General features: G+C 60.2%; 22 protein-coding genes. 11 read left to right on the top strand and 11 right to left on the bottom strand.

Going from position 1 to position 25,041, the window contains the following annotated elements; all coding sequences use genetic code 11:
- Nucleotides 1–6 precede the first annotated feature (6 nt).
- The gene (locus HB376_RS21400; RefSeq protein WP_213765671.1) at nucleotides 7–984 is read right to left on the bottom strand and encodes a 2-oxoglutarate and iron-dependent oxygenase domain-containing protein; all 978 of its coding nucleotides are present in this window, start codon (nucleotides 982–984) and stop codon (nucleotides 7–9) included.
- Nucleotides 985–1,418: 434 nt separating this feature from the next.
- Between HB376_RS21400 and HB376_RS21395 the strand changes: the two genes are divergently transcribed.
- From HB376_RS21395 to hutC, 5 genes are all read left to right on the top strand, one after another.
- Nucleotides 1,419–2,246 (top strand): transporter substrate-binding domain-containing protein, encoded by an 828-nt coding sequence (locus tag HB376_RS21395; protein WP_213765670.1) that lies wholly within the window; start codon nucleotides 1,419–1,421, stop codon nucleotides 2,244–2,246.
- Nucleotides 2,247–2,315: 69 nt separating this feature from the next.
- Nucleotides 2,316–2,966, top strand: coding sequence for an amino acid ABC transporter permease (locus tag HB376_RS21390; RefSeq protein WP_213765669.1), 651 nt, complete (start codon nucleotides 2,316–2,318; stop codon nucleotides 2,964–2,966).
- Between the two features lie 4 nt (nucleotides 2,967–2,970).
- A complete protein-coding gene (locus HB376_RS21385) occupies nucleotides 2,971–3,639 on the top strand; it encodes an amino acid ABC transporter permease (protein WP_213765668.1) in 669 nt (222 codons plus the stop codon).
- A gap of 50 nt (nucleotides 3,640–3,689) precedes the next feature.
- The gene (locus tag HB376_RS21380) at nucleotides 3,690–4,577 is read left to right on the top strand and encodes an amino acid ABC transporter ATP-binding protein (protein ID WP_213765667.1); all 888 of its coding nucleotides are present in this window, start codon (nucleotides 3,690–3,692) and stop codon (nucleotides 4,575–4,577) included.
- A gap of 55 nt (nucleotides 4,578–4,632) precedes the next feature.
- Nucleotides 4,633–5,394: a histidine utilization repressor gene (gene hutC / locus HB376_RS21375; protein WP_213765666.1), complete on the top strand. Its 762-nt coding sequence runs from the start codon at nucleotides 4,633–4,635 to the stop codon at nucleotides 5,392–5,394.
- A gap of 36 nt (nucleotides 5,395–5,430) precedes the next feature.
- Here the strand turns inward: hutC and hutH are convergent, their stop codons facing one another.
- The 3 genes from hutH to HB376_RS21360 all read right to left on the bottom strand — a co-directional run bounded on the left by hutH (nucleotide 5,431) and on the right by HB376_RS21360 (nucleotide 8,907).
- Nucleotides 5,431–6,960 carry a histidine ammonia-lyase gene (gene hutH / locus HB376_RS21370; RefSeq protein ID WP_213765665.1) on the bottom strand — a complete coding sequence of 510 codons (1,530 nt, stop codon included), beginning with the start codon at nucleotides 6,958–6,960 and terminating at the stop codon, nucleotides 5,431–5,433.
- A gap of 394 nt (nucleotides 6,961–7,354) precedes the next feature.
- Nucleotides 7,355–7,993, bottom strand: coding sequence for a LysE family translocator (locus HB376_RS21365; protein ID WP_213765664.1), 639 nt, complete (start codon nucleotides 7,991–7,993; stop codon nucleotides 7,355–7,357).
- A gap of 218 nt (nucleotides 7,994–8,211) precedes the next feature.
- Nucleotides 8,212–8,907: an HTH domain-containing protein gene (locus HB376_RS21360; protein WP_213765663.1), complete on the bottom strand. Its 696-nt coding sequence runs from the start codon at nucleotides 8,905–8,907 to the stop codon at nucleotides 8,212–8,214.
- 89 nt (nucleotides 8,908–8,996) lie between these two features.
- Between HB376_RS21360 and HB376_RS21355 the strand changes: the two genes are divergently transcribed.
- The 3 genes from HB376_RS21355 to HB376_RS21345 all read left to right on the top strand — a co-directional run bounded on the left by HB376_RS21355 (nucleotide 8,997) and on the right by HB376_RS21345 (nucleotide 13,290).
- Nucleotides 8,997–9,284 (top strand): DUF1330 domain-containing protein, encoded by a 288-nt coding sequence (locus tag HB376_RS21355; RefSeq protein WP_213765662.1) that lies wholly within the window; start codon nucleotides 8,997–8,999, stop codon nucleotides 9,282–9,284.
- 574 nt (nucleotides 9,285–9,858) lie between these two features.
- Complete coding sequence (locus HB376_RS21350; protein WP_213765762.1) at nucleotides 9,859–11,346, top strand: SulP family inorganic anion transporter; 1,488 nt, start codon at nucleotides 9,859–9,861, stop codon at nucleotides 11,344–11,346.
- A 264-nt stretch (nucleotides 11,347–11,610) separates the two neighbouring features.
- On the top strand, nucleotides 11,611–13,290 hold the full coding sequence (locus HB376_RS21345) for an ATP-binding cassette domain-containing protein (RefSeq protein ID WP_213765661.1): 1,680 nt from the start codon (nucleotides 11,611–11,613) through the stop codon (nucleotides 13,288–13,290).
- Between the two features lie 92 nt (nucleotides 13,291–13,382).
- Here HB376_RS21345 and HB376_RS21340 read toward each other — a convergent pair whose 3' ends face one another.
- Genes HB376_RS21340 through HB376_RS21330 form a run of 3 tightly spaced genes read right to left on the bottom strand, consistent with a single transcriptional unit; the run spans nucleotide 13,383 to nucleotide 17,156 of the window.
- Nucleotides 13,383–14,438: a serine hydrolase gene (locus HB376_RS21340; protein WP_213765761.1), complete on the bottom strand. Its 1,056-nt coding sequence runs from the start codon at nucleotides 14,436–14,438 to the stop codon at nucleotides 13,383–13,385.
- 31 nt (nucleotides 14,439–14,469) lie between these two features.
- On the bottom strand, nucleotides 14,470–15,753 hold the full coding sequence (locus tag HB376_RS21335) for an MFS transporter (RefSeq protein WP_213765660.1): 1,284 nt from the start codon (nucleotides 15,751–15,753) through the stop codon (nucleotides 14,470–14,472).
- On the bottom strand, nucleotides 15,750–17,156 hold the full coding sequence (locus HB376_RS21330) for a M20/M25/M40 family metallo-hydrolase (RefSeq protein WP_213765659.1): 1,407 nt from the start codon (nucleotides 17,154–17,156) through the stop codon (nucleotides 15,750–15,752). Before HB376_RS21330 ends, HB376_RS21335 begins: the two co-directional genes overlap by 4 nt.
- Nucleotides 17,157–17,308: 152 nt before the next feature.
- On the opposite strand from HB376_RS21330, the gene HB376_RS21325 reads away from it, so the two are divergent.
- Nucleotides 17,309–18,214 (top strand): LysR family transcriptional regulator, encoded by a 906-nt coding sequence (locus HB376_RS21325; protein ID WP_213765658.1) that lies wholly within the window; start codon nucleotides 17,309–17,311, stop codon nucleotides 18,212–18,214.
- An 8-nt stretch (nucleotides 18,215–18,222) separates the two neighbouring features.
- On the opposite strand, the gene HB376_RS21320 is transcribed toward HB376_RS21325, so the two are convergent.
- The 4 genes from HB376_RS21320 to glnT are packed head-to-tail and all read right to left on the bottom strand — an operon-like array spanning nucleotide 18,223 to nucleotide 22,606.
- Nucleotides 18,223–19,581, bottom strand: a complete 1,359-nt coding sequence (locus HB376_RS21320) for an FMN-binding glutamate synthase family protein (protein ID WP_213765657.1) — start codon at nucleotides 19,579–19,581, stop codon at nucleotides 18,223–18,225.
- 27 nt (nucleotides 19,582–19,608) lie between these two features.
- Nucleotides 19,609–20,298 (bottom strand): protein glxC, encoded by a 690-nt coding sequence (locus tag HB376_RS21315; RefSeq protein ID WP_213765656.1) that lies wholly within the window; start codon nucleotides 20,296–20,298, stop codon nucleotides 19,609–19,611.
- Entirely contained in the window at nucleotides 20,286–21,194 is a 909-nt protein-coding gene (locus tag HB376_RS21310) for a class II glutamine amidotransferase (RefSeq protein ID WP_213765655.1), read from the bottom strand. Before HB376_RS21310 ends, HB376_RS21315 begins: the two co-directional genes overlap by 13 nt.
- Before the next feature lie 11 nt (nucleotides 21,195–21,205).
- Nucleotides 21,206–22,606, bottom strand: a complete 1,401-nt coding sequence (gene glnT, locus HB376_RS21305) for a type III glutamate--ammonia ligase (RefSeq protein ID WP_213765654.1) — start codon at nucleotides 22,604–22,606, stop codon at nucleotides 21,206–21,208.
- Nucleotides 22,607–22,829: 223 nt separating this feature from the next.
- Between glnT and HB376_RS21300 the strand changes: the two genes are divergently transcribed.
- Both HB376_RS21300 and HB376_RS21295 read left to right on the top strand, forming a co-directional pair.
- Nucleotides 22,830–23,432, top strand: a complete 603-nt coding sequence (locus tag HB376_RS21300) for an XRE family transcriptional regulator (RefSeq protein WP_213765653.1) — start codon at nucleotides 22,830–22,832, stop codon at nucleotides 23,430–23,432.
- A 391-nt stretch (nucleotides 23,433–23,823) separates the two neighbouring features.
- Nucleotides 23,824–25,011: an FAD-binding oxidoreductase gene (locus tag HB376_RS21295; protein WP_213765652.1), complete on the top strand. Its 1,188-nt coding sequence runs from the start codon at nucleotides 23,824–23,826 to the stop codon at nucleotides 25,009–25,011.
- Nucleotides 25,012–25,041: the final 30 nt, after the last annotated feature.

Below are 25,041 nucleotides of genomic sequence, written 5' to 3'. Positions count from 1 at the left end.
GCTCAGTCATTCGCGCGCTTCTTTCTGCTTCTTTCTATAACCCATGGAATCGTTGATCCGCCCCAGGATGTAATCGCCCGCAGCCACCGGCTCATACAGCGGCTGCACGCCCTCAAGACCAAGATCGCGCGGGTCCACGCTTGCGCCATAAGTCGGATCGTAGAAGGTCGCGATCGAATATCGCTCCTGCCCGGAGCGATTGATTACGCGATGCAGCGTCGAACGAAAGCGATCGTTCGACCAGCGCGCAAGCAGGTCGCCGACGTTCACCACCAGCGTTCCCGGAATCGGCGGTGCGTCAATCCAGCTATCGGTTGCAAGCTCCTTCACCTGCAAGCCGCCCACGTTGTCCTGCCACAGCAACGTGATGCACCCGTAGTCCGTATGCGGCGCCACACCGAACTGATCGGCATCAGACTTGGGCGCTTGCGGCGGGTAATAGACCATCTGCGTGCGCTGCATGCGCTTCGTGTATTTACTCACGAAAAACATTTCGTCGATATCCAGGCTCACCGCGACCGCGCGCAACAAATCTGCGCCGCACGCACCGATCGCTTCGTAGTACGCATAAAGTGCCGGTTGCAGCGAAGGCATGAAGTCAGGCCAATTGTTCGGGCCACGCAGCGCTTCACCGGCAAGCACGCTCGGATCGTCTTCCGGCAACTCCAGGCCGATGCTGAAAAACTCCTTGTAGTCAGGTTTGGTGGCCTGATACATGACGGCGTCGCCAAGCGCATTGAAGCCGCGATGCCGATGATTCACCGCGGCGCGCCGCTTCACTTCCGGCGGATACGCAAAGAATTCGCGCGCCGCTTTCACCGCGCCTTCGAGCACATCGGTCGGCACGCCGTGATTGCTGACGTAGAAGAAACCGATGCTCCTGCATGCGTCGCGGATCGCGGCGGCGGCGGCGCGCAAGCCGGCGGGATCCAACGCACGAACGGCCGCCAGATCGACGACGGGGATGTGAGAAGTCGAGGTCATCCAGGTTGCTCCGAAGTTTCATCGCCGTCTATACCGTGCAGGCCTCCGCACGTTGCGACGGGCATCACGTCAAACCAGCGCAAGATGCGCCGCCAACTCAAAAACCGTGCTGCCGCGCGCCACCATGCAATGTCTGCGCGCGACCCGTCATGACCGGCGCCGCGCTGCCCCGACTTGGCCGCAAGCGTCTGCGGGTAAGCCATGAGTGCCTGCGGGAAACCAGATCAAGTGTCTGTATATACCGCCAATTAGCCAAATGCAACCCGGCGTTTTCGCGAAGTCCGTAAGCCTTGAAATGGTGCGGTGAGAAGTATTTTTGACGCGCTTGGCAATGCCAATTGACGGTATATACTGACTCGCACTACATGCAGGCCGACGCACCGGTTCGCACCTTTGCCCAAGCCGGGTGCACTTTTAATCAGGGGAGTTCAACAATGAATTTTTTCTCGAAGTGGAAGGGTCGTCTGCTCGTGGCCGCACTGGTCGCGACAGCGGTTTCGGCGCATGCGGAAGACCAGTTGGCGAAGGTCAAGAAGGCCGGCGAACTGGTAGTCGGAACCGAAATGCAGTTCGCACCGTTCGACTTCCTGGAAAACGGTCAGCAACAAGGCTTTAATAAGGACTTCTTCGCCGAGTTGTCGAAGGAACTGGGTGTGAAAGTACGCTCCATCGACCTGCCGTGGCCAAGCGTGCTGCCGGGCCTCGAAGCCGGCAAATTCGATATTGTCAGCGGCCCGGTGACGATCACCAAGGCGCGCATGGAGCGTTATGAGTTCACCCTGCCGATTGCCGACGGCACGGTTGCGTTGCTCAAACGCGCCAGCGACACCAGCATCAAGACGAACGCAGACGTCGCCGGCAAGGCAGTCGGCGGCGGCAAGGGTTCGGCGCAGCTCGATCAGTTGAAGCAGTACGTTGCCACGCTGCCGGGCAAGACGAGCGTGCGTGAATACATCGACAACAACCAGGCCTATGCGGACCTCGCCGCCGGCCGGATTGTCGCCGTGGGTAATTCGCTGCCGAACATCGCTTATGTGGCGCGTCAGCGTCCGGACACCTTCGCGGTCGTTCAACCTCCGTTCGGCACGAAGGTGTATTTCGCTTATCTCGGCCGCAAGGACGCGGACAGCAAGCCGCTTCTCGACGCGATCAATCAGGCGATCGTCAAGATGCACGGTGATGGCCGTCTTGCGGCGCTGCAGGAGAAGTGGTTCGGCGTAGTCATGGACACGCCCACCACCATGCCTTCGCCTAATTATTGAATTGCTGAATCAGCAATCCATTGATGCCCTGCAAGGCGCTTTAGCGCCTTGCTCCTTGCCGGACAGCCCATGTTCAGCCTTCACGCGTTGCTCGATGCCCTTCCCTATCTGATCAAGGCCGCGCAAGCCACGGTCCTGATTTCGCTCGTCGGGCTGGTGGTCGGCTTCGTTGTCGCTATCGCCGTGTGCAGCGCCCGGCTCTCGAAGAACCGCTTCGTCTCGAAGCTGGGCGGCGCGTATGTCGGCTTTTTCCGCGGCGTGCCGCTGCTCGTGCAGCTTCTGCTGACCTACTATTTCCTGCCCTTCATCGGCATCAACGTGCCGCCGCTCGTGGCCGCCGCTGCCGCCGTGTCGCTGTGCGAAGCCGCTTATCTCGCCGAGATCCTGCGGGGGGGATTCATCGGCATTCCGCATGGGCAACTCGAAGCGGCGCAGTTGCTCGGTTTATCGCGGCTGCATGCCGTGCTGCGTATCCAGGTGCCTCAGGCGCTGCGCACGACAATGCCCTCGCTCGTCAATGAGATGGTCATGCTGGTGAAATCGTCGTCGCTGATTTCAGTCGTAGGTGTCGCCGATATCACGCGCACCGCGCAGAACATTGCCGCAAGCACGTACCGGCCGCTGGAGGCGTATGTTGCCGCCGGGCTGGTGTACCTGGTCATCAACGGGACGTTGTCGCTGGCCGGACATCGCGCAGAACGCCGCATGGAACGGGCATAAGCACATGGCCATTCAATTCGATTCCGCGGTCCTGACCGACTCCCTTCCCGCCCTCGCCGAAGGGTTCGCGACGACCATCGCCGTGTGGATTGGCGGCGTGATGATCGGCATGGCGATCGGTTTCGCCATCGCCTTGCTGCAGATCTTCTGCGGCAAATGGGTGCGCGGATTCTTGCGTGCTTACATAGAGGTGTTCCGGGGAACGCCGTTTCTCGTGCAGCTTTTCGTGCTGTATTACGGCGGGCCTTCGCTTGGGCTTTCGCTTGAACCGCTGACAGCCGGTATTGTCGGACTCGGACTTTATGGCAGTGCGTATTTCGCGGAAGCATTCCGCTCCGGTTTTACGTCGGTGCCGCGCGGTCACATAGAAGCCGCCGAATGCCTGGGTTTTACGCGGCTGCAAGTCATCATGCGCGTACAGTTGCCGCAGATGCTGGTCATCATCGTGCCGGCGCTGACCAACCTGATCATTGTGCTGAGCAAGGAAACCGCGGTGCTGTCGGTCGTCACCGTGCCGGAGCTGACATTCGTGCTGACCGGTATCGGCTCGGAACGGTTTGCGTTCGTCGAAACCTTGCTCGCACTGTGCGTGTGTTATCTCGTGCTCGTGGAAGTGGCGTCGCGAGCCGGACAGTGGGTCGAGATCCGCGTAGGCCGCTTCCTTACGCGGTGAACGCGCGTTGGCCCCCATCAAACTGAGCGCTGAATCATGAAGAAACCGTCATGAAGAAACCGAATTCTGGCAACACGCTACCGCCCGCCGAATATCTTGTCGATGCACGGCATGTCGGCAAGCATTTCGGTGCACTGAAAGTGCTCGACGACGTCTCGCTCGCCGTGCGCAAGTCGGAGGTGACCTGCATCATCGGACCGTCGGGTTCGGGGAAAAGCACCCTGCTGCGTTCGCTTGCGTTCCTCGAGGAATACAGCGAAGGCGAGATCTATATCGAAGGCGAATTGATCGGTTATGTCACCGATCGAAACGGCCAGCGCGTGCGGGCGCCGCAAGCCGAGATCAACCGCGTGCGGCGCAACGTGGGCATGGTGTTCCAGCAGTTCAACCTATGGCCTCATATGACGGCCGTTGAAAACGTGGCCGAGGCGCTGGTGCGCGTACGCAAGCTGCCCAAGGCCGAGGCTCGCAAGCGGGCACTGGCCATGCTCGACAAGGTCGGTCTCGCCGACCGCGCGGACAATCATCCGGCACGGCTCTCCGGCGGGCAGCAGCAACGTGTGGCGATTGCCCGCGCGCTGGCAATGGAGCCGCACATCATGCTGTTCGACGAACCCACCTCCGCACTTGATCCCGAGCTGGTCGGCGAAGTGCTGCAAGTGATGAAGAACCTCGCGAACGACGGTATGACGATGGTGATCGTCACGCATGAAATGGGCTTCGCCGCGCAGGTCGCCGATACCGTCGTCTTCATCGATCATGGCAAAATCGAGGCGCAAGGATCGCCCGAGGACGTGTTTCACAACGCGCGGCAACCGAGGCTTAAACAGTTTCTGCAGAACTATCTCGACCGGAACGCGTTCTGGGCGCGACGTGAAGAACCATCGGCGAGTGCGGTTCACGTGAGTACCGAACCAGCGGGATATAACGAAACCTGAGCGAAACCTGAGCGAAAACTGAGCCATATAAAACTGAGCCATACCTGAGCGAGACATGAATACAACCAGCCTTTCAAATCCGGCATCCGCCACCGCACCGCTCGCGCGCTACGAGCGTGTGAAGGAACATATCCGCACGCGCATCCTCTCCGGCGAATGGCGGCCCGGCGACCGGATTCCGTCGGAGATGACGCTGGTCGGCGAGCTGGGCGTGTCGCGCATGACGATCAACCGCGCGTTGCGCGAACTCACGGAGCAAGGCGTGCTGACGCGCTTCTCAGGCGTGGGGACGTTTATAGCGGAAGAAAAACCGCAGTCGACGCTGCTGATGATCGCGCACATAGGCGATGAAATTCGCGCTCGCGGACACGAGTACGGTTATACGATCGTGCACGCCGCACGCGAGGCGGCGGCCAGTGATGTATCGGCGGCACTCGGACTCGCGCCGGGCGCGTCGGTATTTCATGTGGTGTGCGTGCATCGCGAGAACGGCGTGCCGGTTCAACTTGAAGATCGGTACGTGAACCCAGACGTCGCGCCGCTTTTTCTCGAACAGGATTTCGCGACGGTACGGCCCTCGGAGTATCTGTTCAATACCGTGCCGGCGCACGAGGTCGAGCACGTGGTTGACGCAGTGCTGCCCTCACGCGCAGATGCGAAACTGCTTGAGATCGGTCCGGACCAGCCGTGCCTCACACTCGTGCGGCGGACCTGGGCGAACAACATAGCGGTGACGTTCGCGCGCTTCGTGCATCCGGGCACGCGGTATCGGCTGGGGTGCAGGTTCAGCGCCGACAACATGCAGCGGCAGAGTTGATCGCCGCTGCCGTCGCACGCGCTTAAGCTTTTAAGTTCAAGCCACCCCTTCCGATGCAAAATGCAGCGGGCAGAATGCGGCAATCGTTCCGCTCGTTACCTGCTTCGCCACGGCCACTATGTCCGGTGCAAAGTAGTGATCGAGCGCATAATGTTCGACCTCCGAACGAATCGATTTCATGACCGGCTGCAGGCGCGGGCTGGTTTGATGCGGCGCGCGCAGATCCACGCCTTGCGCCGCCGCGAGCAACTCGATGGCGAGGATATGCGCCACGTTCTCCGCAATATATCCAAGCTTGCGGGCGGCAAACGTCGCCATGGAGACGTGATCTTCCTGATTTGCCGATGTCGGCAATGAGTCAACCGATGCCGGATGCGCGTAGGTCTTGTTCTCCGACGCCAGCGCCGCCGCCGTCACATGCGCGATCATAAAACCCGAATTCACGCCGCCATCGCGCACGAGAAACGGCGGCAAACCGGAGAGCGTCGCATCGATCAGCAACGCGATCCGGCGCTCCGCCAACGCACCAATTTCCGCAGCGGCAATGGCGAGGTTATCGGCGGCGAACGCAACGGGTTCCGCGTGGAAATTGCCGCCCGACAGTACTTCACCAGTGTCCGGGAAGATCAGCGGATTGTCCGATACAGCATTCGCTTCGATCAACAATACATCGGCTGCATGGCGCAACTGGTCGAGGCACGCGCCCATGACTTGAGGCTGGCAACGCAGGCTATACGGGTCTTGCACCTTGTCGCAATCCGCATGTGAAATGTTGATACCGGAGCCTTCGAGCAACACACGATACGCCGCCGCCGCATCGATCTGTCCGGCGTGACCGCGCAGTGAATGAATGCGTGCATCGAAGGGTTTCACCGAACCTTCAGCGGCATCGACCGCTAACGCGCCCGACACCAGCCCCGTGCGGTACAGGTCTTCGATCGCGAACATGTTGTACAACGCGAGCGCCGTGGAAGCCTGCGTGCCGTTAAGCAGCGCGAGCCCTTCCTTAGCCTGCAGAGTGAGCGGTTCAAGACCGGCGGCTTTCAGTCCATCGAGTGCAGGAGCCTGCTTGCCCTCGATAAACACCTCGCCAATACCCAGCAAAACGCCCGACATATGCGCGAGCGGTGCGAGGTCGCCCGATGCGCCGACAGAACCTTTCACCGGAATAACCGGCAGGATATCCGCATTGAATAACGTGATCATGGCGTCCATCACAACACGCCTGATCCCCGAGTGACCGCGTCCAAGGCTCGACAGTTTGAGCGCCATCAGCAGGCGAACGACAGGCGGCGCCATTGGTTCACCCACACCTACGGCATGCGACAACACGAGATTGCGTTGCAGCAGTGCAAGCTGATCGGCGGGAATGTGGGTGTTCGCCAACCGCCCGAAACCCGTGTTGATCCCGTAGGCCGGCAGACCCTTCGCAGCGATGTCTTCCACCGCTTTCGCGCATGCGTCGATGGCAGCGTGACTTGCCGGATCCAGTGTCAACTGGACGCGTTCCCGCGCGATGCGGCGAAGTTGGGGCAGTGTCAGTTTGCCGGGGGTGAGCTTGATCATCGGTCGTCCTTTTGGCTTTGGCTTTCGTCTTGTCTATACAAGAGAATAGCCTCGAGTCTAGGACAACAAAATCGGTATATACAAGCGTTTTTTTAGGGTCCGGATGAGAGAAGATGCTTTTTTCAGCAGGCGGAGGTATTGCTGGATAACGGTGAAAACCTGCGGAGAATCCAGCTTACAGGTCAATTATATTGGTGTTATCCGCGATTTTTTGATAGCTTTTGATAGCGCTTGGTAGCAACGGACCGGTAATAAACCACAGCCGTCGATCTGTCTATACCGCCGAGCCGACTTAGCTCAGGTCTCGCTGATATCGCTATTCGTCTCCAGCGGCTGATCATCCAGACTCGGCCCGCTTAACGAGAGCCCGCCAGCAGCTGTTGCTGCATAGCCGTCAGATGCCCGCTTTATGCGCGGTGAAAATCAATCGGAGGCCTAGCGCAGTAATTGCGCCCGCAGCAAAATGATCGATCCATTTTTTGGCGCGCAAGTAAAGCTCGCGCGGACGGCGGCTGGAGAAACACAAGGCGACGACGGTGTACCACCCTGCTTCTATAGCGAAGATCATGGGAGGCAGGATGAGATAACACCAGAGCGGCGGATGTTGCGGCAACAAGGCTGCGAAGATACTGCCGTACCAGATCGCGGTCTTCGGGTTGCTGAGTTGCGTAGTGAGACCGATCCAGAATGATTTACGCGGATCATGGTTCTGCATGCCACGCCCATCGTCCACGACCAACGGACTGGACGCCCCACGCCAGATCTTCGAGGCGATATAGATCAGGTAGAGTCCCCCGGCAACCTTCAAGCCGACATACAGCCATTCAACCGCCGACAGGAGCGTATAAAGCCCGGCGAGTGCAATGCCGCTGAAGAAAACGCCGCCCACGCCCATGCCGAGTGCGGTCGCCAGTCCGTCCGTGCGAGATAAGCCGATCGCGTTGCGCGCGACCAGCACGAAGCTCGGACCCGGGCTCATTGCGCCCATTAATAGCGCGGCAAGTATGGCGGCAACGGCGGCTAAGGCGGTCATCGGTGTTCTCCTGGAGGTAGGGTTATGGAATGCGTTTTCCAGAAAAATAACACGCGTGAACCGGCTCCGCATTTGCAAATTAAGAGGATTGTTAAACACCGGCCGTAACTTGCGTGCAGGTTGCACAAAGCGCGGATGAAGTGGTGCGAGCGATCATCGCGAGGGATAGGTAGTCGAAGGTCTGCACAATGACCACGCTTAAGCGAATTACAGCGTGACTACCAAGGCGTCGACTTCGCCAGATGCGTCCGGTACCGGCTCAACAGCACCGCCCTTGCCCCTGGATACTGCTCGCCGGTTTCATCGGCTGACGTGATCCTGTCCGTGCGAAAACTACGGAAATCCTGGCGCTTTTCGCACCATGCGCCAAGAATTCGGACATTGTCGAGGAAGCCCAGCGCGACGGGCCAGACGATACGATCCGACGGCTCGCCCTGCCCATCCAGATAAGCGATCCGCAGTTTGCACTGGCCACGAATGGCCGCGCGCAGGCGAGTGAGCGGCACGGCATTGACGGGAAAGTCCGGCACCGGAGGACCGGACAAAACAGTCGGGGCGCGCATTGCATCCTTGCCCGACGCGTTCAATACGGCATCAATCTTGGCCAGCGCCTGAGCGGCGGCCTTACGCAAAACATCATCGCCGCGCTGGTCCACATACCGCAGGCCCAGCACCACGGCGTCGATCTCGTCTTCGCTCAACATCAGCGGCGGCAGGAACAACCCCGGTCTGAGCACGTACCCTATGCCGGCTTCGCCATGTATCGGCGCGCCCTGTTCAATCAGCGTCGCGATATCGCGATACAGCGTGCGCTCGGACACGGCCAGGTCCGACGCGAGTTCGGACGCAGTCACCGGCACACGCTTCGCGCGAAGCCTCTCCAGCAAGGTCAATAAACGAGCGGTTCGGGACACCCTGTCTCCTGACAGTATCTGACAGGAGCTAAACGTACCATGACTTCACCCGGCCATCCCGCGCCGCCAACGATTTCCCCTGGGACCCTATGCCCGCCTACGTCATTTTCATCCGCGAGAAAACACGCGACGCCGATCAGTTGGTGCGTTACAAAGAAAAAGCGCAAGCCGTCTTCGCGAATCATCCCGTGACGTTTCGCGCTTACAACGGCCGTCATGAAGTGCTCGAAGGTCCAGACGCGGAAGGCGTTTTGATCCTCGAATTCCCCTCATTCGATGCCGCCCGCGCGTGGTACCAGGACCCGGTGTACCAGGATGCGTCGATGCACCGGTTCGTGGGTTCGGATTATCGATGCATCCTGGTCGAAGGCATGTGATCACCGTGCCGGGACTGCGTTCAGCGTCACCTGCCTGACCGCGCTCGATTGCAGATCCCATTTGGCGACAATCGCCGCATAGGTCCCGTTCGCGATGAATTTATTCAGTGCCAGGCACGGCATCGCGTAACGTCGGATTCGACTTCGCAAACGCGATGCCTTCGGGCGACGTCGCTGTCGCTAACGGACATGCAGACTCGGAGTCCATCCACATTTTCGATGACATTCACGCGATCGCGTGGACTACGGTAAACTTATTGGATGGTCCGCGCGAGAATTCGCCCATACGGGTCTACATCGACTTCATTTCATAAAACGTACCCATGTAGCTTTCCGAGAACCTCCTGACCGTTCATAACGGCTTTCCACTTGGGGGTTCCCGGGCACAGGTGCGCTCGCTTGTTCGATATTCGAACAACACGCTTTATCTTTCGACTTTTATCGACGCTACGCCTTTGAAGCGTGGCGCTGTCATCTTGTCGCACTTTGAGCCCGAGGGCTTCCAGCGCCACATTCAGCACTTCGCGCCGTTCACAGGCGCAGTGTATTTTTTATCTGACTGCGAACACAATTGATGAAGATTCAATCACTCCGAGCGCAGTGGACATCGAACCTCCCGGGTAACGTGCTTGCGGGCCTCACCTCGTCGTTTGCCCTCGTCCCCGAATGCATTGCCTTTGCGTTGGTCGCGCAAGTGAATCCTCTTATGGGGCTTTACGGCGCTTTCATCATTTGTACACTGACCGCCATCTTTGGTGGCCGGCCTGGAATGATCTCGGGCGCCGCTGGCTCGATGGCTGTCGTTATCGTCGCGCTTGTCGTAGAGCACGGCGTCCAATACCTCCTAGCCACCGTCGTCCTGAGCGGCGCGCTGATGATGCTTTTCGGGCTATTGCGTCTGGGCAAGCTGATTCGAATGGTGCCGCATCCGGTGATGATCGGATTTGTGAACGGCTTGGCCATTATCATCGCCATGGCGCAACTGGAACATTTCAAGCGCGCGACTCCTCAAGGTCAGGTATGGCTGCAAGGGACATCGTTGGTGGTCATGTGTGCATTGGTTGCACTGACGATGTTGATCGTCTATCTCCTACCCCGAATCACCAGGGCCGTACCGCCGGCTCTGGTCGCCATCGTAAGCGTCGGGTTGCTCAGTCAGATCATGCATTTGCCCACGCGAGCATTAGGCGACATGGCCCATATTGCAGGCGCCGTCCCGAGCTTTCATCTGCCGCAAATACCGGTCGACTTCGAGACTTTCCGGATTGTCTTTCCCTACGCGCTGCTCATGGCGATAGTGGGTTTGCTGGAAACGCTGCTCACTTTCAATCTCACCGATGAGATCACCGAGACCAGTGGGCGGCCAAATCGCGAGTGCCTCGCACTCGGCGTTTCAAATGTCGTTTCGGGCCTGTTCGGCGGCATGGGCGGTTGCGCGATGATCGGTCAAACCATGATTAACCTGAGTTCGGGAGGACGCAGCCGCCTGTCAGGAGCGACGAGCGGCATCATGATCCTTCTGTTCATTCTCTTCTTATCTCCGCTCATCGAACGGATCCCCTTGGCCGCACTGGTCGGGGTGATGTTCGTTGTCGCACAACAGACCTTTGCATGGGGATCGCTTCGGGTGCTGGGTAAGGTTCCCCGCAACGATGCGCTCGTGATCATCGCCGTGACGGTCATTACCGTTTTCACCGATCTGGCAATTGCCGTATTGTGCGGGATCGTCATAGCCGCGTTGAACTTCGCCTGGCAGCATGCACGCGAAATACGCGCCGAGCTGAAAAACAGCAATGATGGTGCGCGGACATATGTCTTGCACGGCACATTGTTCTTCGCATCTACCGCAAATTTCCAGGACCTTTTCCATCCTCAAACCGATGCGGAAGAAGTCATAGTTGATTGCCAGCATTTGCACGTGGCTGACCACTCTGCGGTAGTTGCTTTCGAAACGCTGAAGGACCGCTATCAAAAGGCAGGAAGGCGTTTGCGATTCGCGAACCTGTCGACGCGCAATCAACATATTCTCGAACGTGCGGGTGTTTCCCTTATCAACGTCTGACGCCGATTGAATCGCAAACTGTGCGGCCGATGAACGGCGACCGACTCCGCTCAATCAGGGGCAGACCGGGTTCGGCCAGCAGCCGTCACGCACCGTCTGTTCGCTGGCCCCGCAGCCGGAATGCCCGGTGCGCCAGTACCCGCCTCGCTTTGTGGCCGGTGGCCGCCGCAAAGCGCAAGCGGCTCTTCACTCGTGCGGCCAGAAAAGAGACAGCCCTGTACGTCCGGTCGGCTATCATGCGTATCCTCTTCGAAGTAGCTCCTTATGATTTCCGTCCGTAATGTCACGCTGCGCCGCGGCGTCAATGTCGTACTCGACAGCGCATCCGTCACCTTCACCCCCGGCGAAAAGATTGGCCTTGTCGGCCGCAATGGCGCCGGCAAGTCGTCCTTCTTCGGCCTTCTCAACGGCACGCTGCACGAAGATGGCGGCGAGTTCTCGATTCCCGCTGCATGGAAGATGGGCCAGGTCGCGCAGGACATGCCGGAGACCGAGCAGAGCGCGACCGATTTCGTAGTCGACGGTGACACGGTGCTGCTGGCCGCGCAGGCCGAAGTAGCGGCCGCTGAGGCCGGCGACGATGGCATGCGCATGGCGCACGCCTACATGGAGCTGCACGACGCTGGTGCACACGACGCCCCCGCACGCGCCGAAGCGCTGATCCAGGGCCTTGGCTTCAGTGCTGAGCAGCTTAGCCAGCCGGTCAACAGTTTCTCCGGCGGCTGGCGCATGCGACTGCAACTGGCGCGCGCGCTCATGTGTCCGTCCGACTTGCTGTTGCTCGACGAACCAACCAATCACCTCGACCTCGACGCGCTGGTCTGGCTGGAAGCGTGGCTCAAGCGCTATCAGGGAACCATGGTCGTGATCAGCCACGATCGCGAATTCCTCGACGCGGTGACGCAGGTGACGGTGCACGTCGACAACGCCAAGCTTGTGCGTTACGGCGGCAACTACAGCAAGTTCGAAGACATGCGCGCTGAGCAGATGCTGTTGCAGCAGGCATCGATGGCCAAGCAGGCGGACAAGATCGCCCACCTGCAGAAATTCATCGACCGATTCAAGGCCACGGCCTCGAAGGCGAAGCAGGCGCAGAGCCGGGTCAAGGCACTCGAGCGCATGGAGAGAATCGCACCGGTGCTTGCCGACGCAGACTTTACCTTCGAGTTCAAGGAACCGCTCAACGTCCCGAACCCGCTGTTGTCGATGCTGGACGCGAGCTTCGGCTACCCGGCGCCGGACGAGGCGCCAACAGGCACGCCGCCCACGGTCATCGTGCGGGGCATCAACCGATCCGTGCTGGCCGGGCAGCGCATTGGCATTCTCGGTGCCAACGGCCAAGGCAAGTCCACGCTGGTGAAGACGATCGCGCACGAGCTGGCGCCAATTGCCGGCGAAATCAGCGAAGGCAAGGGTCTGAATATCGGCTACTTCGCCCAGCAGGAACTTGACGTGCTGCGTCCTCTCGACACGCCGTTGGAACACATGATCCGCCTTGCCAAGGACACGCCGGCGAACATGCGTGGTCCCGGCCAGAGTGGCACCGAACAATCGCTTCGCACCTTCCTCGGCACCTTCAACTTCAGTGGTGACATGGTCCATCAGAAGGTCGGCACGATGAGCGGCGGCGAAAAGGCGCGGCTCGTGTTGTGCATGATCGTGTGGCAGCGTCCCAACCTGCTGCTGCTCGACGAGCCGACCAACCACCTCGACCTGGCCACACGCGAAGCGCTAGGCATGGCGCTCAACGAATTCGAAGGCACAGTGTTGCTGGTCAGTCACGACCGGTCCCTGCTGCGCGCGGTATGTGACGAGTTCTGGCTCGTCACCAAGGGCGGCGTCGAGCCCTTCGACGGCGATCTGGACGATTACCAGCAGTTCCTGCGCGACGAAGCCCGTCGCATGCGCGAGCAGGCTGTTGGGGAGCAGAAGGCCATCGCCTGAGTTATACCCCCCCGGCAGGTCCAGTTATTAAGTGAGCACGGCGAGCCGGACCGCGTCGCCACGTTCGCCCGTGGCTCACTCACCTCTCGCGCTCACCGTCCCACTACCCCATCCACCGCTTTCAACACTAGCCCGAAAAACTCATCGGCGTGAGCGGAATTCAGCCAGCGGACCACCACCGCCATCTTTCGCTCCGGTTCAATCCACGTAAACGAACTACCCGCGCCAATTGCGAAGTAGCTCGACGCCGGCACGCTCGGAAACACGCGGCGTTCGTGATTGAGCCAGACCAGATAACCGTAGTACGGCGCAAGCGCACAAGGCGTTTTCATGCGCGCGAGCCATTCACTCGAGATGATCCGGTGCCCATCGACTATCCCGTCATCGACAAAAAGACGCGCCACCTTGAGCTGATCATTCGCGCTGATCGATAGCCCGCCGCCCCAGTGCGTGCCACCCGGAACCGACTGCATGCGCCGCCCGTTGAGTTCAATCCAGGCATTGTCATATCCCACCCATTGCCAGTCTTCACTCGCGCCAAGCGGCCGCATGATCGTCTCGCGGAACACCTCGGGCAACGGCCGTCCGAACAAATGCAGCAGCGCCAGTGAGAACTGGTTGATGCGGACGTCGTTGTATTCCCAGTACGTTCCAGGTGCCTGCACCTGCCGCAGGTCGCCCTTCTTGCCATCGGGCGCGCGTCCGAACGTGACCGCGCGAAAATGGTCCGCCTGATCCGTCAGTCCAAAATACTCGCCTCGCCATTCACTCGTCTGCTGAAGCAGATGCGCCCACGTAATGCGGGCATTGTGCTCATCATCGAAACCGATACCCGGTACGCGTCTATGCACCGGCTCGCTCACATCCGGCAGCAAGCCGCGATCAAACGCCACGCCGGCCAGCAAGGCCAGATAAGTCTTGGCGATGCTGAACGTCAGGTCGGCGCGATCAGGTTCGCCCCAAGTTGTGAGCACTTTGCCATCGATGGAAATCGCACCGGAAACCGGACCGCGATCGTGCACGGGACCCAGCAGCCGGTTCCACGGCGGCGGGTCGTTCACATGCACGCCCCAGGCGCCATCCACATTGCGGTCCCAGAGGCTTTCATGATCTATCGAGAACTGTACGGCTTGCTGCAAATCCTTCATGTCGGTCATGTCCAGTAGTTCATCCAACGGTTTAATGCACTTTCAGGCGCGTTCGCGCCCACAGCAGCGTGAAGAGACTGATGATGGCCGCGAGCATCAGATAAAGGCCGGGCGCCAGATTATTGCCCGTGACCGCGATCAGCGAAGCCACCGCAAGCGGCGTGAAACCGCCGAACACCGTGGTGCCCACGTTATAGCCCACCGCCATGCCGGTAGTCCGCGTACGGACGGGAAACAGGTCCGACATCAACGCGGGAATGGGCGCGAAATAGATGGCCTTGAGTACCGCGACCCAAACAACCGCGGCCAGTAACGTAAGCAGCGAGGGATGCGCGTTCATGAACATGAACGCCGGGTAGATGGTCACGAAAAACGCCGATCCTGCGCCAAGCATGATGCGGGTGCGCCCCACTTTGTCGGACCAATGGCCGACCATCGGCGTCAGCACCATGACGATAAAACCCGCCGCCAGCGTCGCGATAAATCCATACGACGGTGCAAGCCCCAACTGCCTGCTCGCATACGTCGGCATGTAGAGCAGCATATAGTTTGCCGTAGTCGTCAGCACCAGCGAACCGATGCACACCAGCACTCGTTCCTTCTGCGTCGCCATCACTTCGCGAATGGGCGAAGCGGACCGTTCGGTGCGTTCGAACGCGGGGGTTTCATCGACATGCCGGCGGATATACCAACCCACCGGCCCGATCAAGAGGCCGAACAGGAACGGGATGCGCCAGCCCCAGCCTTCGAGTTGCGCCGGCGTAAGCGTGCTCGTCAGCACCGCGCCGAACGCCGATGCAACCAGTACGCTCGCGCCCTGGCTCGCGAACTGCCAACTCGCCATGAAGCCGCTGCGCGCGGGCGCATGCTCGGTGAGGAAAGCCGTGGAACTGCCGAACTCACCGCCCGCCGAGAATCCCTGCAAGAGCCGCGATGCAAAGATGCCGATGGGCGCCAGCACGCCAATGGCCGCGTAGCCGGGCATCAGCGCGACCATGCCGGTCCCGAGCGTCATCATGGCGATGGAGAGTGTCAACGACGCCTTGCGGCCCTTGCGGTCGCTGTACGACCCCAGCACGAATGCACCCACCGGCCGCGCAAGATACGAGAGAGCAAAAGTACCGAGCGTCAGCAACAACGACACCGTTTTATCGGTGGTCGGAAAGAACAGTTTCGATAACGTCGACGCGAAATAACCATAGACCACGAGATCGTAGAACTCGAGCGCATTGCCTATGGATGTTGCGGCAATCAGCTTGTAGATGCTGGCGTGTCTTCGTGCTTCAGGCAAGACGGTGGTGGCGTCGGTGCTCATCGGGCAGACCTCGGCACAAAGGCGGCGTGGTCAGGTTCACCCAGATCCCAGAACAGACCCGCCATGATGCACAACCCCTCACGCACGACCGGACCAAGCAAATGCTCGTCGGGTGCATGCTGCGAGCAGCCAGGATACGAATGCGGCACCCATAGCGTGGGCATGCCGAGGACCTCCGCGAAAGCGTCGTTGGGCAGCGTGCCGCCCACGTTTGGCAGGAGCACGGGTGCCCGCCCCGTGGTCTGCTTGAGCGAGCGCTCGGCCCATTTCACCCAGGCGTTGTCGGGGTCCACGCGCGTGGCGGGCGAGCCCCGATCCACCTCGATGCTGACCCTCTCGAAGCCCCGTTCATCCAGATGGCGACGCACGATCTGCTCGAGGTTTTTCCAGTCCGTTCCGACCACGAAGCGGATCTGCATGTACGCGAACGCGTGCGGCGGGATTGCATTGACCGGCTTCTCGGGATTGCCGGTCCGGAACGCCAGCACCTCCATGTTGTTCCAGCCGAATACGCGTTCAGCCGGCGTGAGGCCGGGTTCGCCGTAACCTGTGTCGACTTCCGGCTCGCCCGGATTGCCGCCGACGGTAATGCCCTCCAGCGCGCGCCGCACCGCTTGCGGCACCTCCGGCGGTCTGAGACCTTCAACGAGGATGCGCCCGTTGGCATCGACCATCGACGCAATCGCGCTGGCCAGCACCACGCCGGGATTGCGCAACAAACCACCCCAGTTGCCCGAATGATGGCCACCTTCGCGCAGGTTCACATCAAGCTTGAAATTCACCAAGCCGCGTGAACCGAGGAAGATCGTCGGGTGCGCGGCGCCCAGACGCGGGCCATCGGAGGCAATCAATACGTCGGCGCTCAATTCGTCGCGAAGCAGCTCGCACACGGCATGCAGGCCGGGCGAGCCCACCTCTTCACCGGTTTCAACCAACAGCTTCACGTTGAAGCCGAGCCGCCCGTCCCGTGCGTCCAGCACGGCCTTGAGCGCGGCCAGGTTGATGCTGTGCTGGCCTTTGTTGTCGGCGGTGCCGCGGCCGTACCAGTGATCGCCGGCGACAGTGACTTGCCACGGCGACATGCCATCGCGCCATTGCGCGTCGTAGCCCCGTACCACGTCGCCATGCCCATAGGTCAGGATCGTCGGCAAGTCATCGCTTTCGTGACGATGAGCAATCAGGAACGGCCCCGCGCCCTTCGCGGGATTGTCGACCAACCGGGACGTGAAACCGAGTTCGGCCAGCGCTGGCGCGATCTCTTCGTCGAGATACGCACTTAGCAACGGGCCGCTTTCCGGCTCCTGGCTTTCGGTGCGCATCGCCACGCGGCGACGCAAGTCTTCGAGAAAAATGCCGGAATCGTAGAGATCGGCTGCAGCTTGAATAGCGGACTCGCGTGTCACTTCTTTATCTCCGATGAAGCACGCCAAAGGCGTTGGGTCTTCTAATCCGGGAAATCGATGACGCGATCTTGATACCGCCGATATTTATGGACAATGACAATATTTGGCAGATTCCGTTGCCGAAAAGGCAAAGCTCCCACGAGGCATGCGTCATGCAAACCACTGCGCTACGTTATTTCCTTGAGGTCGCCCGAAGCGGGTCGCTAAGCCGAGCGTCCGAGCGGCTGTTCGTCGCCGTATCGGCACTTAGCCGGCAGATTGCAAAGCTGGAGGACGAGATGGGCGTGCCGTTGTTCGAGCGGCGGCCGCGAGGCATGGTGCTGAGTGAAGCGGGACGCCTCCTGGCCGCGCATGCGCATCGCAGCCTGATGGAGCAGGATCGCGTGACCGAGGAGATTCGCGGCCTGACGACGGATCATCGCGCCACGATCCGTGTATCGAGTTCCGAAGGGGTTGCCCGGGATTTCCTGCCGCAGGTGTTCGTGCACTTCCTGAAGACCTGGCCGGCGGCGCATTTTCAACTCGATGTGGACGCGCCGACACAAGCCACGCAGCGAGTGCGTGACGGCACCGCCGACATTGCCGTGTGTTTCAGCGTCGCACCGGAAAAGGACGTCAACGTGCATTACGCGCAGCGCGCGCCGATCTTTGCGCTGGTCGCACAAGACCATCCGTTGGCGCAACGGCAATCCGTCTCGCTTGCCGACCTGAAACTGTGGCCGCTAGCGATCTATGACGAGGGCGTAACCGTCAGACAATTATTCGATATCGCCTGCAGCCTTGAAGGCCTGACCTTCGAGCCCGTGTTCGTGAGTAACTATGGCAGCGCACTGCAGACCTTCGTGCAGCAGACGAAGGCGGTCACGCTGGTCGGGTACCTGACGGTTCGCAGCCGCCTCAAGCCGGACAATCTGGCGGCTGTGCCTATCAGCAACCCGGAGTTGCATCAGCGGACACTTCAGGTTCAGACCATGGCCGGGCGTACGCTACCCAAGGCTGTGGCCGCGTTTCTTGAACTGCTGATAACGGCTATTCAAGATCCTTCGTGCCTCGACTGATTTTTTATTTAGGTCAACCCCGGAATCCACGACGTACCGGCTAACGGCACCCGCGCCATGGCCGCGGCTTCGACCGTCAGCGCCACCAGATCCTCAGGTTCCAGATGATGGACATTCTGCTTGCCGCAAGCCCGTGCGATCGTCGTCAGTTCCATGTTCAGCGTCTTCAGGTAATTGCGTACCCGGCGCGAGCCTTCTTCCGGCTGCACGCGCTGTTCAAGCAACGCATCCTGGGTCGTGACACCGACCGGGCATTTGCCGGTATGACAATGATGGCAAAAACCCGCCGATGTACCCAGCGCCGCATAATCCGCCGCGGCCGAATGCAGACCGCCATGCTGGAAATACGTATCGCTGTTGCAACCTAGCGCCATCAACATGCCTTGCCCGATCGCCACGGCATCCGCACCCATCGCCAGGGCCTTCGCAATGTCCGCACCGGTGCGAATCCCGCCCGACACGATCAACTGCACTTGCCCCTTCATGTTCAGGTCCTCAAGCGCGTCCACCGCCTGACGGACAGCCGCCAGCGTCGGAATGCCGACGTTCTCGATAAAACATGTCTGGGTCGCGGCCGTGCCGCCCTGCATGCCATCGACCACGACCACATCGGCGCCGGCATGGACGGCAAGCTTCACGTCGTTGAAGGTGCGCGTGGCACCCACCTTCACGTAGATTGGCTTTTCCCAATCCGTGATCTCGCGCAGTTCCTGGATCTTGATCAAGAGGTCGTCGGGACCGGTCCAGTCGGGATGACGGCTCGCCGAACGCTGGTCGATACCCGCAGGGAGCGTGCGCATGGCAGCCACGCGCGGGTTGACCTTCTGCCCAAGCAACATGCCGCCGCCGCCCGGCTTCGCACCCTGCCCGATTACCACTTCTATTGCATCGGCGCGGCGCACGTCGTCGGGATTCCAACCATAGCGCGACGGCAGGCACTGATAAACCAGCGTCTTGGACGAGCGGCGCTCTTCCTGCGTCATGCCGCCATCGCCGGTCGTGGTCGAAGTTCCTGCTGCGGTCGCGGCTTGCCCGAGCGCTTCTTTCACGTTCGCCGAAAGCGCGCCGAAACTCATTCCTGCAATCGTGATCGGGATATCCAGCACGATGGGCTTCTTCGCGAAGCGTGTACCGAGCACGGTCCTTGTCACGCATTTCTCGCGATAGCCCTCAAGCGGATAACGCGAAAGCGATGCGCCGAGAAACAGCAGGTCGTCGAAATGCGGCACCCGGCGCTTGGCGCCAAGGCCACGAATTTCGTACAGGCCGCGCTGTGCCGCCGTATGGATATAGTCGATCGTGCTGCGGTCATAACCTGCTGACTCTTCTTGCTGCAGCCGGGCAAAATGAACCGGTTTAGCTTCCATGGGGACCTTCTCAGAAGAACGGAAATGTCAATATTCCTGGTTCGCGTCGGCGTTCCAGTGGTAGAGGGTGCGCGCCGAAGCAATGCGCTTGAACGACATCGGATCGTGATTCAGTCCCGCAGCTTTCAGCAGATCGCGAACGGCCGAGACATCGGCGTCGGTCATCTCTTCGTACTGCGCGTCCGCGCCGAGCGACTTCACCGAGCCGCGTACGTAAAGCACCGCTTCGTAGAGGGAGTCGCCAAGCGCATCGCCCGCGTCGCCGCAGATCACCATGCGGCCCGCCTGCGCCATGAACGCCGAGAAGCTGCCAACCGACCCGCCGACCACAATGTCGCCACCTTTAAGCGAGATCCCACAACGCAAGCCCGCGTCGCCGTCAATCACGAGCAGCCCGCCATGCGCCGATGCCCCCGCGCCATTCGACGCAAAACCCTTCACGTGAACCTTGCCGCTCATCATGTTTTCCGCGACGCCCGTGCCCGCGCTACCGTCCACGATGATCGTCGCGTGTTTGTTCATACCGCCTGCGTAGTAACCCGCGTGTCCGTCGATCAACACCTGCACGGGGGCATCCACGCCAACCGCTAAATTGTGGGCGCCGTTCGGCGACACGACCGTCACCTGCCGCCCTTCGAGCGTCTCGGGCGCACCATGAAGAAACTGGTTGACCTCGCGGACCGACGCTTTCTCCAGGTCAAAGATCACGCTTTCCATACATACATCTCCTCGGGTGCAGGCTCAAACACTTTGGCATGCTTGATATCGGGCAAATGCGCCAGGGACCGGAATTCTGATGCGATCGCGACATAGTCATCGGTCTCGGCCACGACCGCTGGCTTGCAGGCAAACGGATCGCGAATCAACGCCAGTTCCGTCGATGTCCCCATCAGGAAGGTGTAGAAACCGTCCAGTTCCTCGAAGCCCTTTTGCAGCGCTACCGGCAATTCATCCCCTTCGCGCAGCCGCCATTCAAGAAAACGGCAGGCGGCTTCGGTGTCGTTGTCGGTATCGAAGTGAATGCCTTGCGGTTCGAGCATGCGGCGTACGCCATAGGGGTTCGATAGCGAGCCGTTATGCACCAGGCAGAAATCCTCGCCAGCCGTGAACGGATGCGCGCGATCGGGCGTGACCGCCGACTCCGTGGCCATGCGTGTATGACCCACGAGATGCGAGCCCTTCAGATTCGCGAAGTCGTAACGTGCTGCCACCTGTGCCGGCGTGCCGATGTCCTTGTACAAATCGATGGAACGTCCCGTGGAAAGCAGGTACACCAACGGAAACGCTGAGCGCAGCCACGTCTTCACGGCTTCCGGATCACCCTGCAGGGTCAGGATCGCGTGATTGCCTTGCGCGTCCACCTGCGCGTCCACATTCATCGCGCCGTTCAATGCAGCCGTCAGCCCGCTCCAGTCGAACCGATCACCCTCCGGGGTGAACCCCGAATACAGGCTGAGTTTTCGCCTGGCCGCATCCAGCGGCTGGCTGAACACCGCCAGGCCTGCCGAGTCCGGGCCGCGCTCGGTCATGCCAATCAGCATGGGCACCATCAAGGCCCCAAGCTGCTCGCGCAGTGCCGGTGTTTTCACCAGCAAACCTACGATTCCGCACATCGTGCTTCTCCTCAGAAAAATTCCAGATAATTCTTCATTTCCCAATCCGATACATGCCGCATGTATTCGAGCCATTCCATCCGCTTGAGCTTGAGGAATTCATCGGCGACAGGACCGAGCGCGTCGCAGATCAGGCGGTCGCTTTCGAGTGCATCCAGCGCGTGCTCAAGGTTCTGCGGCAACACGCCGATACCATGTTCCTTCAGCTTGGCCGGCGACCACTCGTAGAGGTTTTCATTGGCCGGGGCACCGGGCGACAACTCGCGCTCGACCCCGTCGAGACCCGCCGCGATCACCGCGGCCGTCGCCAGATACGGATTGCACGCGCCATCGGGCAGGCGCAGTTCAATGCGCTCGCCCGGCATGCGCACCATGGTCGAGCGATTGTTGTCGCCGTAGCTGATATACGCGGGCGCCCAGGTTGCGCCAGTCAGCGAACGGCCAACGACCAGCCGCTTGTATGAGTTCACCGTCGGGTTGCATAGCGCGGTGAGCGCCGGTGCATGGGCGAGCAAACCCGCCGTGAAGTGATACGCAAGCTTCGACAAGCCCATGCCCGACGGATCGCTTTTGTCTGAGAAAAGATTGCTCACGCCATCGCCGATGGACATGTGCATGTGCATGCCGTTGCCCGGCCGGTTCGCGAACGGCTTGGGCATGAACGAGCAGATCAGCCCCATCTCGTTCGCGATTTCGGAGGCCGCCATCTTGAAGAACACGTAGTGATCGCAGGAGGTCAGGCAATTCGTGTACGTATAGTTGATTTCGAACTGGCCGTTCGCGTCCTCGTGATCGATCTGATAGACATCGATACCCGCCGCGCGCATGGACTCGGTGAGCTTTTCCAGGAACGCGCGCGTACGCGACAAACCCTTGTAGTCGTAGCAGGGTTTGGCGAGCGTATCGCTGGCATCGCACGGCTCGATAACACCCGCCGCCGAACGCCTGAGCAACGAGAACTCTGGTTCAAGCCCTGTAAACAAGGTCCATTTGCGCTCCGCCAGCCGCGCTATCTGCTTTTTCAACGTCACGCGCGCATCGTAGGCCCAGGGTTCGCCCTTGACATGACCCTCGCAGACAATGCGCGCCGTACCGCTTTGCCAGGGCACGGTGGTGAGGGTCGAGAGATCGCCCACGGCCATGAAATCGGGCCCGTTCGGCTCGATGCCAACGCCCCAGATTGCAAAACCCGCGAACCCGGCACCCGCGGTGAGGATGCTGTTGAGGTGCGCGACCGGCACCGACTTGGCCTTGGCCACGCCGTGAATATCGACGAACTGCGCCAGCACGTATTTCACGCCTTGTTGCACGAGCCAGCTTTGCGCATCCTGCGCGGATTCAAAGCACGGGGTCTTGCCAAGCTCGGTGCCAAGCTCCGCGACCGGCGCGTTGCCGCCATCGTTCAGGTTCATCGTGACTCCTTGCATCGTCTATCGTTGGTTGAAAAAGCCATGCCTCTTTTGCATGGCCCGACTACGACCCGCTCGAAAATCACCCGTCCCGGCGCTCTGCCAAGCAAGTTCGTAGTATGTGCAGAAATTTATTGATATGCAACAATAATTCCTACCATGAAACATATGACGCGTACCTACCCCAACTGATCTGCTAACCTGCCGTTTTCTCATGAGGCGTGCAATGCAAACCGAGGATGACCGCAAGAATCCGCTTGAGCATTACCTTGGCGCGACCATCCGCGAACTTCGCCAGCGCCATGGCTTGACCATTGCCCAGGTTTGCGAACAGGCCGGCATCAGCCGCGGCATGCTGTCGAAGATCGAAAATGCCCAGACGTCGACCGGACTCGATGTTCTCAACCGGATCGCCCAGGCCCTCGGCGTGTCAATGTCGGCCCTGTTTCGCAATTACGACGTCCCCGACGGTGGTGCCCAGTTCGTCAAAAAAGGGGCCGGCATGGAAGTGGTCCGTAAGGGAACGAAACGCGGCCATACCTACCACCTGCTTGCCTATGACCAAGGCCCGAGAAAAATCTTCGAACCATTCCTCATCACGATGGATGACGAGGCTGAACGATTTCCGATCTTCGAACATCCCGGCACCGAGTTCATCCACATGCTGAAAGGAGTGATTGAATACCGGCACGGCCAGCAGACCTATGTCCTGCATCCGGGCGATACCCTCACGTTCCAGGGCGATGTTCCGCACGGTCCGGAGAAGCTCATCAAGATGCCCATCCAGTTCCTGTCGATCATCCTGTACCCGCCGACGGCCGCCGAATGAAGGCTCGGAACACGCCTCGACATAGCCATGCAACGATCATGCCAAGTTTCCCTTTGAGAACTAAAAGTTCATGACAGGAAACCATCCGGCGACCATGAAAGGTGGCACGGATGGAAGTGCGGGAAACGCGACCGCCTTAAGGCGGTGCGCTGTCTGCCTTGCTTGGTGCGTCGACGCACGCTGCCGGGCGCGCCCTTATAAAGTTCATCACAAACGCTTATGCAAAGTGCGCAACGAAGCTGAACACGCTCCGGTTTCCTGTCGCTACGGTTAGTGGCTCCGTCTGAAGTCTGCATCAATCCGCGCGCTCTGCATAAGTTTGCTTAATACAAAGCGGCTTAGCATTTCCTCTTCCTACAATCCGTTCATCGATCTTCTTTCAGGAAGTGCCATGAGCCACTACGACTTTATCGTGATCGGCGCCGGAGTTATCGGCGCGTCGGTTGCCCATCATCTCGCCGCGCTGGGCGCCAAAAGCGTGCTGGTCGTGGATCGCGGCACGATCGGAGCGGGCACGACGTCGCAGTCGTCGGGGCTGTTGCGCACGCACTATTCCGTGCGGCAGAACGTGGAACTCGCGCGTTCGTCATGGCACGCGTTCAACAACTTCGCGGCTTACGTGGAAGATGATGAAGCCTCGTGCGGTCTCGTGAAATGCGGTTATATGATCTGCGCGCCCGAAGGCGACAAGCTCGAGCCACTGCAGGCCTCGCTCGATGCACAGCAAGGCATGGGCATAGAGGTGCAACTGCTCTCAAAGGCTGAAGCCCGCGAGCGTTTGCCAATCGCTCAATTCGACGATGCCGCATTGATCGGCTACGAACCCGAGGCGGGTTTCGCCGATGCTTATCTGGTCGCGACGGGCTTCGCGCGCTCGGCTCGCCGGCGCGGCGTGAAGATCATGGAGAACACGACCGTGACCGGACTCGTGCGCGATGGTCGTCGGGTGACCGGCATCGAAACATCGGCCGGCACCTTCAGTTGCGGAGCGCTGATCAGCACGCAGAACATCTGGACACCCGAGCTCGCAGGGTGGATCGGCGTGCCGCTGCCCGTCAAACCGGAACGCCATACGGTGCTCGCCCTGGAGTGCGACGCCGCGCCCTATACATTCAGCATGCCGGCCTTCAAGGATCTCGGCTCGCCGGGCATGCTGTATTTCCGCAGCTACGGTGGCCGCCAGATGCTCGTGTCCGAAGGCGTGGTGGGTGAAACGCTGAACGCCCCGGAGACCGAGCAAGGCGATATCTCGCTCGACTATGTCGGCGAGGTCGGCGCCCAGGTTGCAGAACGTTTTCCCGCGTACGAAATGGCTGGGCTCGCGTCATCGTGGACCGGGGTGTACGACGTCACGCCGGACTGGAACCCCGTGCTCGGGCCAGTCGGGGACATAGAAGGATTGACGGTCGGATTCGGCTTCTCCGGGCACGGCTTCAAGTTGTCGCCGGGAATCGGCAAGATTCTCGCGCAGCATGCACTGGGGCAAACAACCGATGTCTCCCTCTCACCGTACGCGCTCGATCGTTTCGCGAGTGGCGCGTTGCTGGTCGGCAAATACGGTTCGGGCGCGGTGTCCTGATCCCTTCGACGGTAATAACCCTGAGATGAC

This window comes from Caballeronia sp. dw_19, from assembly GCF_018449515.1.
Taxonomy (GTDB): domain Bacteria; phylum Pseudomonadota; class Gammaproteobacteria; order Burkholderiales; family Burkholderiaceae; genus Caballeronia.
The sequence above is the reverse complement of the archived record's forward strand: the minus strand, read 5'-3'. Positions and strand labels throughout refer to the sequence as shown.

What these genes read in the sequence shown, in the direction of transcription:
- HB376_RS21400 (WP_213765671.1), bottom strand. Translation starts at nt 984, where the DNA reads ATGACCTCGACTTCTCACATCCCCGTCGTCGATCTGGCGGCCGTTCGT.
- HB376_RS21395 (WP_213765670.1), top strand. Translation starts at nt 1,419, where the DNA reads ATGAATTTTTTCTCGAAGTGGAAGGGTCGTCTGCTCGTGGCCGCACTG.
- HB376_RS21390 (WP_213765669.1), top strand. Translation starts at nt 2,316, where the DNA reads ATGTTCAGCCTTCACGCGTTGCTCGATGCCCTTCCCTATCTGATCAAG.
- HB376_RS21385 (WP_213765668.1), top strand. Translation starts at nt 2,971, where the DNA reads ATGGCCATTCAATTCGATTCCGCGGTCCTGACCGACTCCCTTCCCGCC.
- HB376_RS21380 (WP_213765667.1), top strand. Translation starts at nt 3,690, where the DNA reads ATGAAGAAACCGAATTCTGGCAACACGCTACCGCCCGCCGAATATCTT.
- hutC (WP_213765666.1), top strand. Translation starts at nt 4,633, where the DNA reads ATGAATACAACCAGCCTTTCAAATCCGGCATCCGCCACCGCACCGCTC.
- hutH (WP_213765665.1), bottom strand. Translation starts at nt 6,960, where the DNA reads ATGATCAAGCTCACCCCCGGCAAACTGACACTGCCCCAACTTCGCCGC.
- HB376_RS21365 (WP_213765664.1), bottom strand. Translation starts at nt 7,993, where the DNA reads ATGACCGCCTTAGCCGCCGTTGCCGCCATACTTGCCGCGCTATTAATG.
- HB376_RS21355 (WP_213765662.1), top strand. Translation starts at nt 8,997, where the DNA reads ATGCCCGCCTACGTCATTTTCATCCGCGAGAAAACACGCGACGCCGAT.
- HB376_RS21350 (WP_213765762.1), top strand. Translation starts at nt 9,859, where the DNA reads ATGAAGATTCAATCACTCCGAGCGCAGTGGACATCGAACCTCCCGGGT.
- HB376_RS21345 (WP_213765661.1), top strand. Translation starts at nt 11,611, where the DNA reads ATGATTTCCGTCCGTAATGTCACGCTGCGCCGCGGCGTCAATGTCGTA.
- HB376_RS21340 (WP_213765761.1), bottom strand. Translation starts at nt 14,438, where the DNA reads ATGAAGGATTTGCAGCAAGCCGTACAGTTCTCGATAGATCATGAAAGC.
- HB376_RS21335 (WP_213765660.1), bottom strand. Translation starts at nt 15,753, where the DNA reads ATGAGCACCGACGCCACCACCGTCTTGCCTGAAGCACGAAGACACGCC.
- HB376_RS21325 (WP_213765658.1), top strand. Translation starts at nt 17,309, where the DNA reads ATGCAAACCACTGCGCTACGTTATTTCCTTGAGGTCGCCCGAAGCGGG.
- HB376_RS21320 (WP_213765657.1), bottom strand. Translation starts at nt 19,581, where the DNA reads ATGGAAGCTAAACCGGTTCATTTTGCCCGGCTGCAGCAAGAAGAGTCA.
- HB376_RS21315 (WP_213765656.1), bottom strand. Translation starts at nt 20,298, where the DNA reads ATGGAAAGCGTGATCTTTGACCTGGAGAAAGCGTCGGTCCGCGAGGTC.
- HB376_RS21310 (WP_213765655.1), bottom strand. Translation starts at nt 21,194, where the DNA reads ATGTGCGGAATCGTAGGTTTGCTGGTGAAAACACCGGCACTGCGCGAG.
- glnT (WP_213765654.1), bottom strand. Translation starts at nt 22,606, where the DNA reads ATGAACCTGAACGATGGCGGCAACGCGCCGGTCGCGGAGCTTGGCACC.
- HB376_RS21300 (WP_213765653.1), top strand. Translation starts at nt 22,830, where the DNA reads ATGCAAACCGAGGATGACCGCAAGAATCCGCTTGAGCATTACCTTGGC.
- HB376_RS21295 (WP_213765652.1), top strand. Translation starts at nt 23,824, where the DNA reads ATGAGCCACTACGACTTTATCGTGATCGGCGCCGGAGTTATCGGCGCG.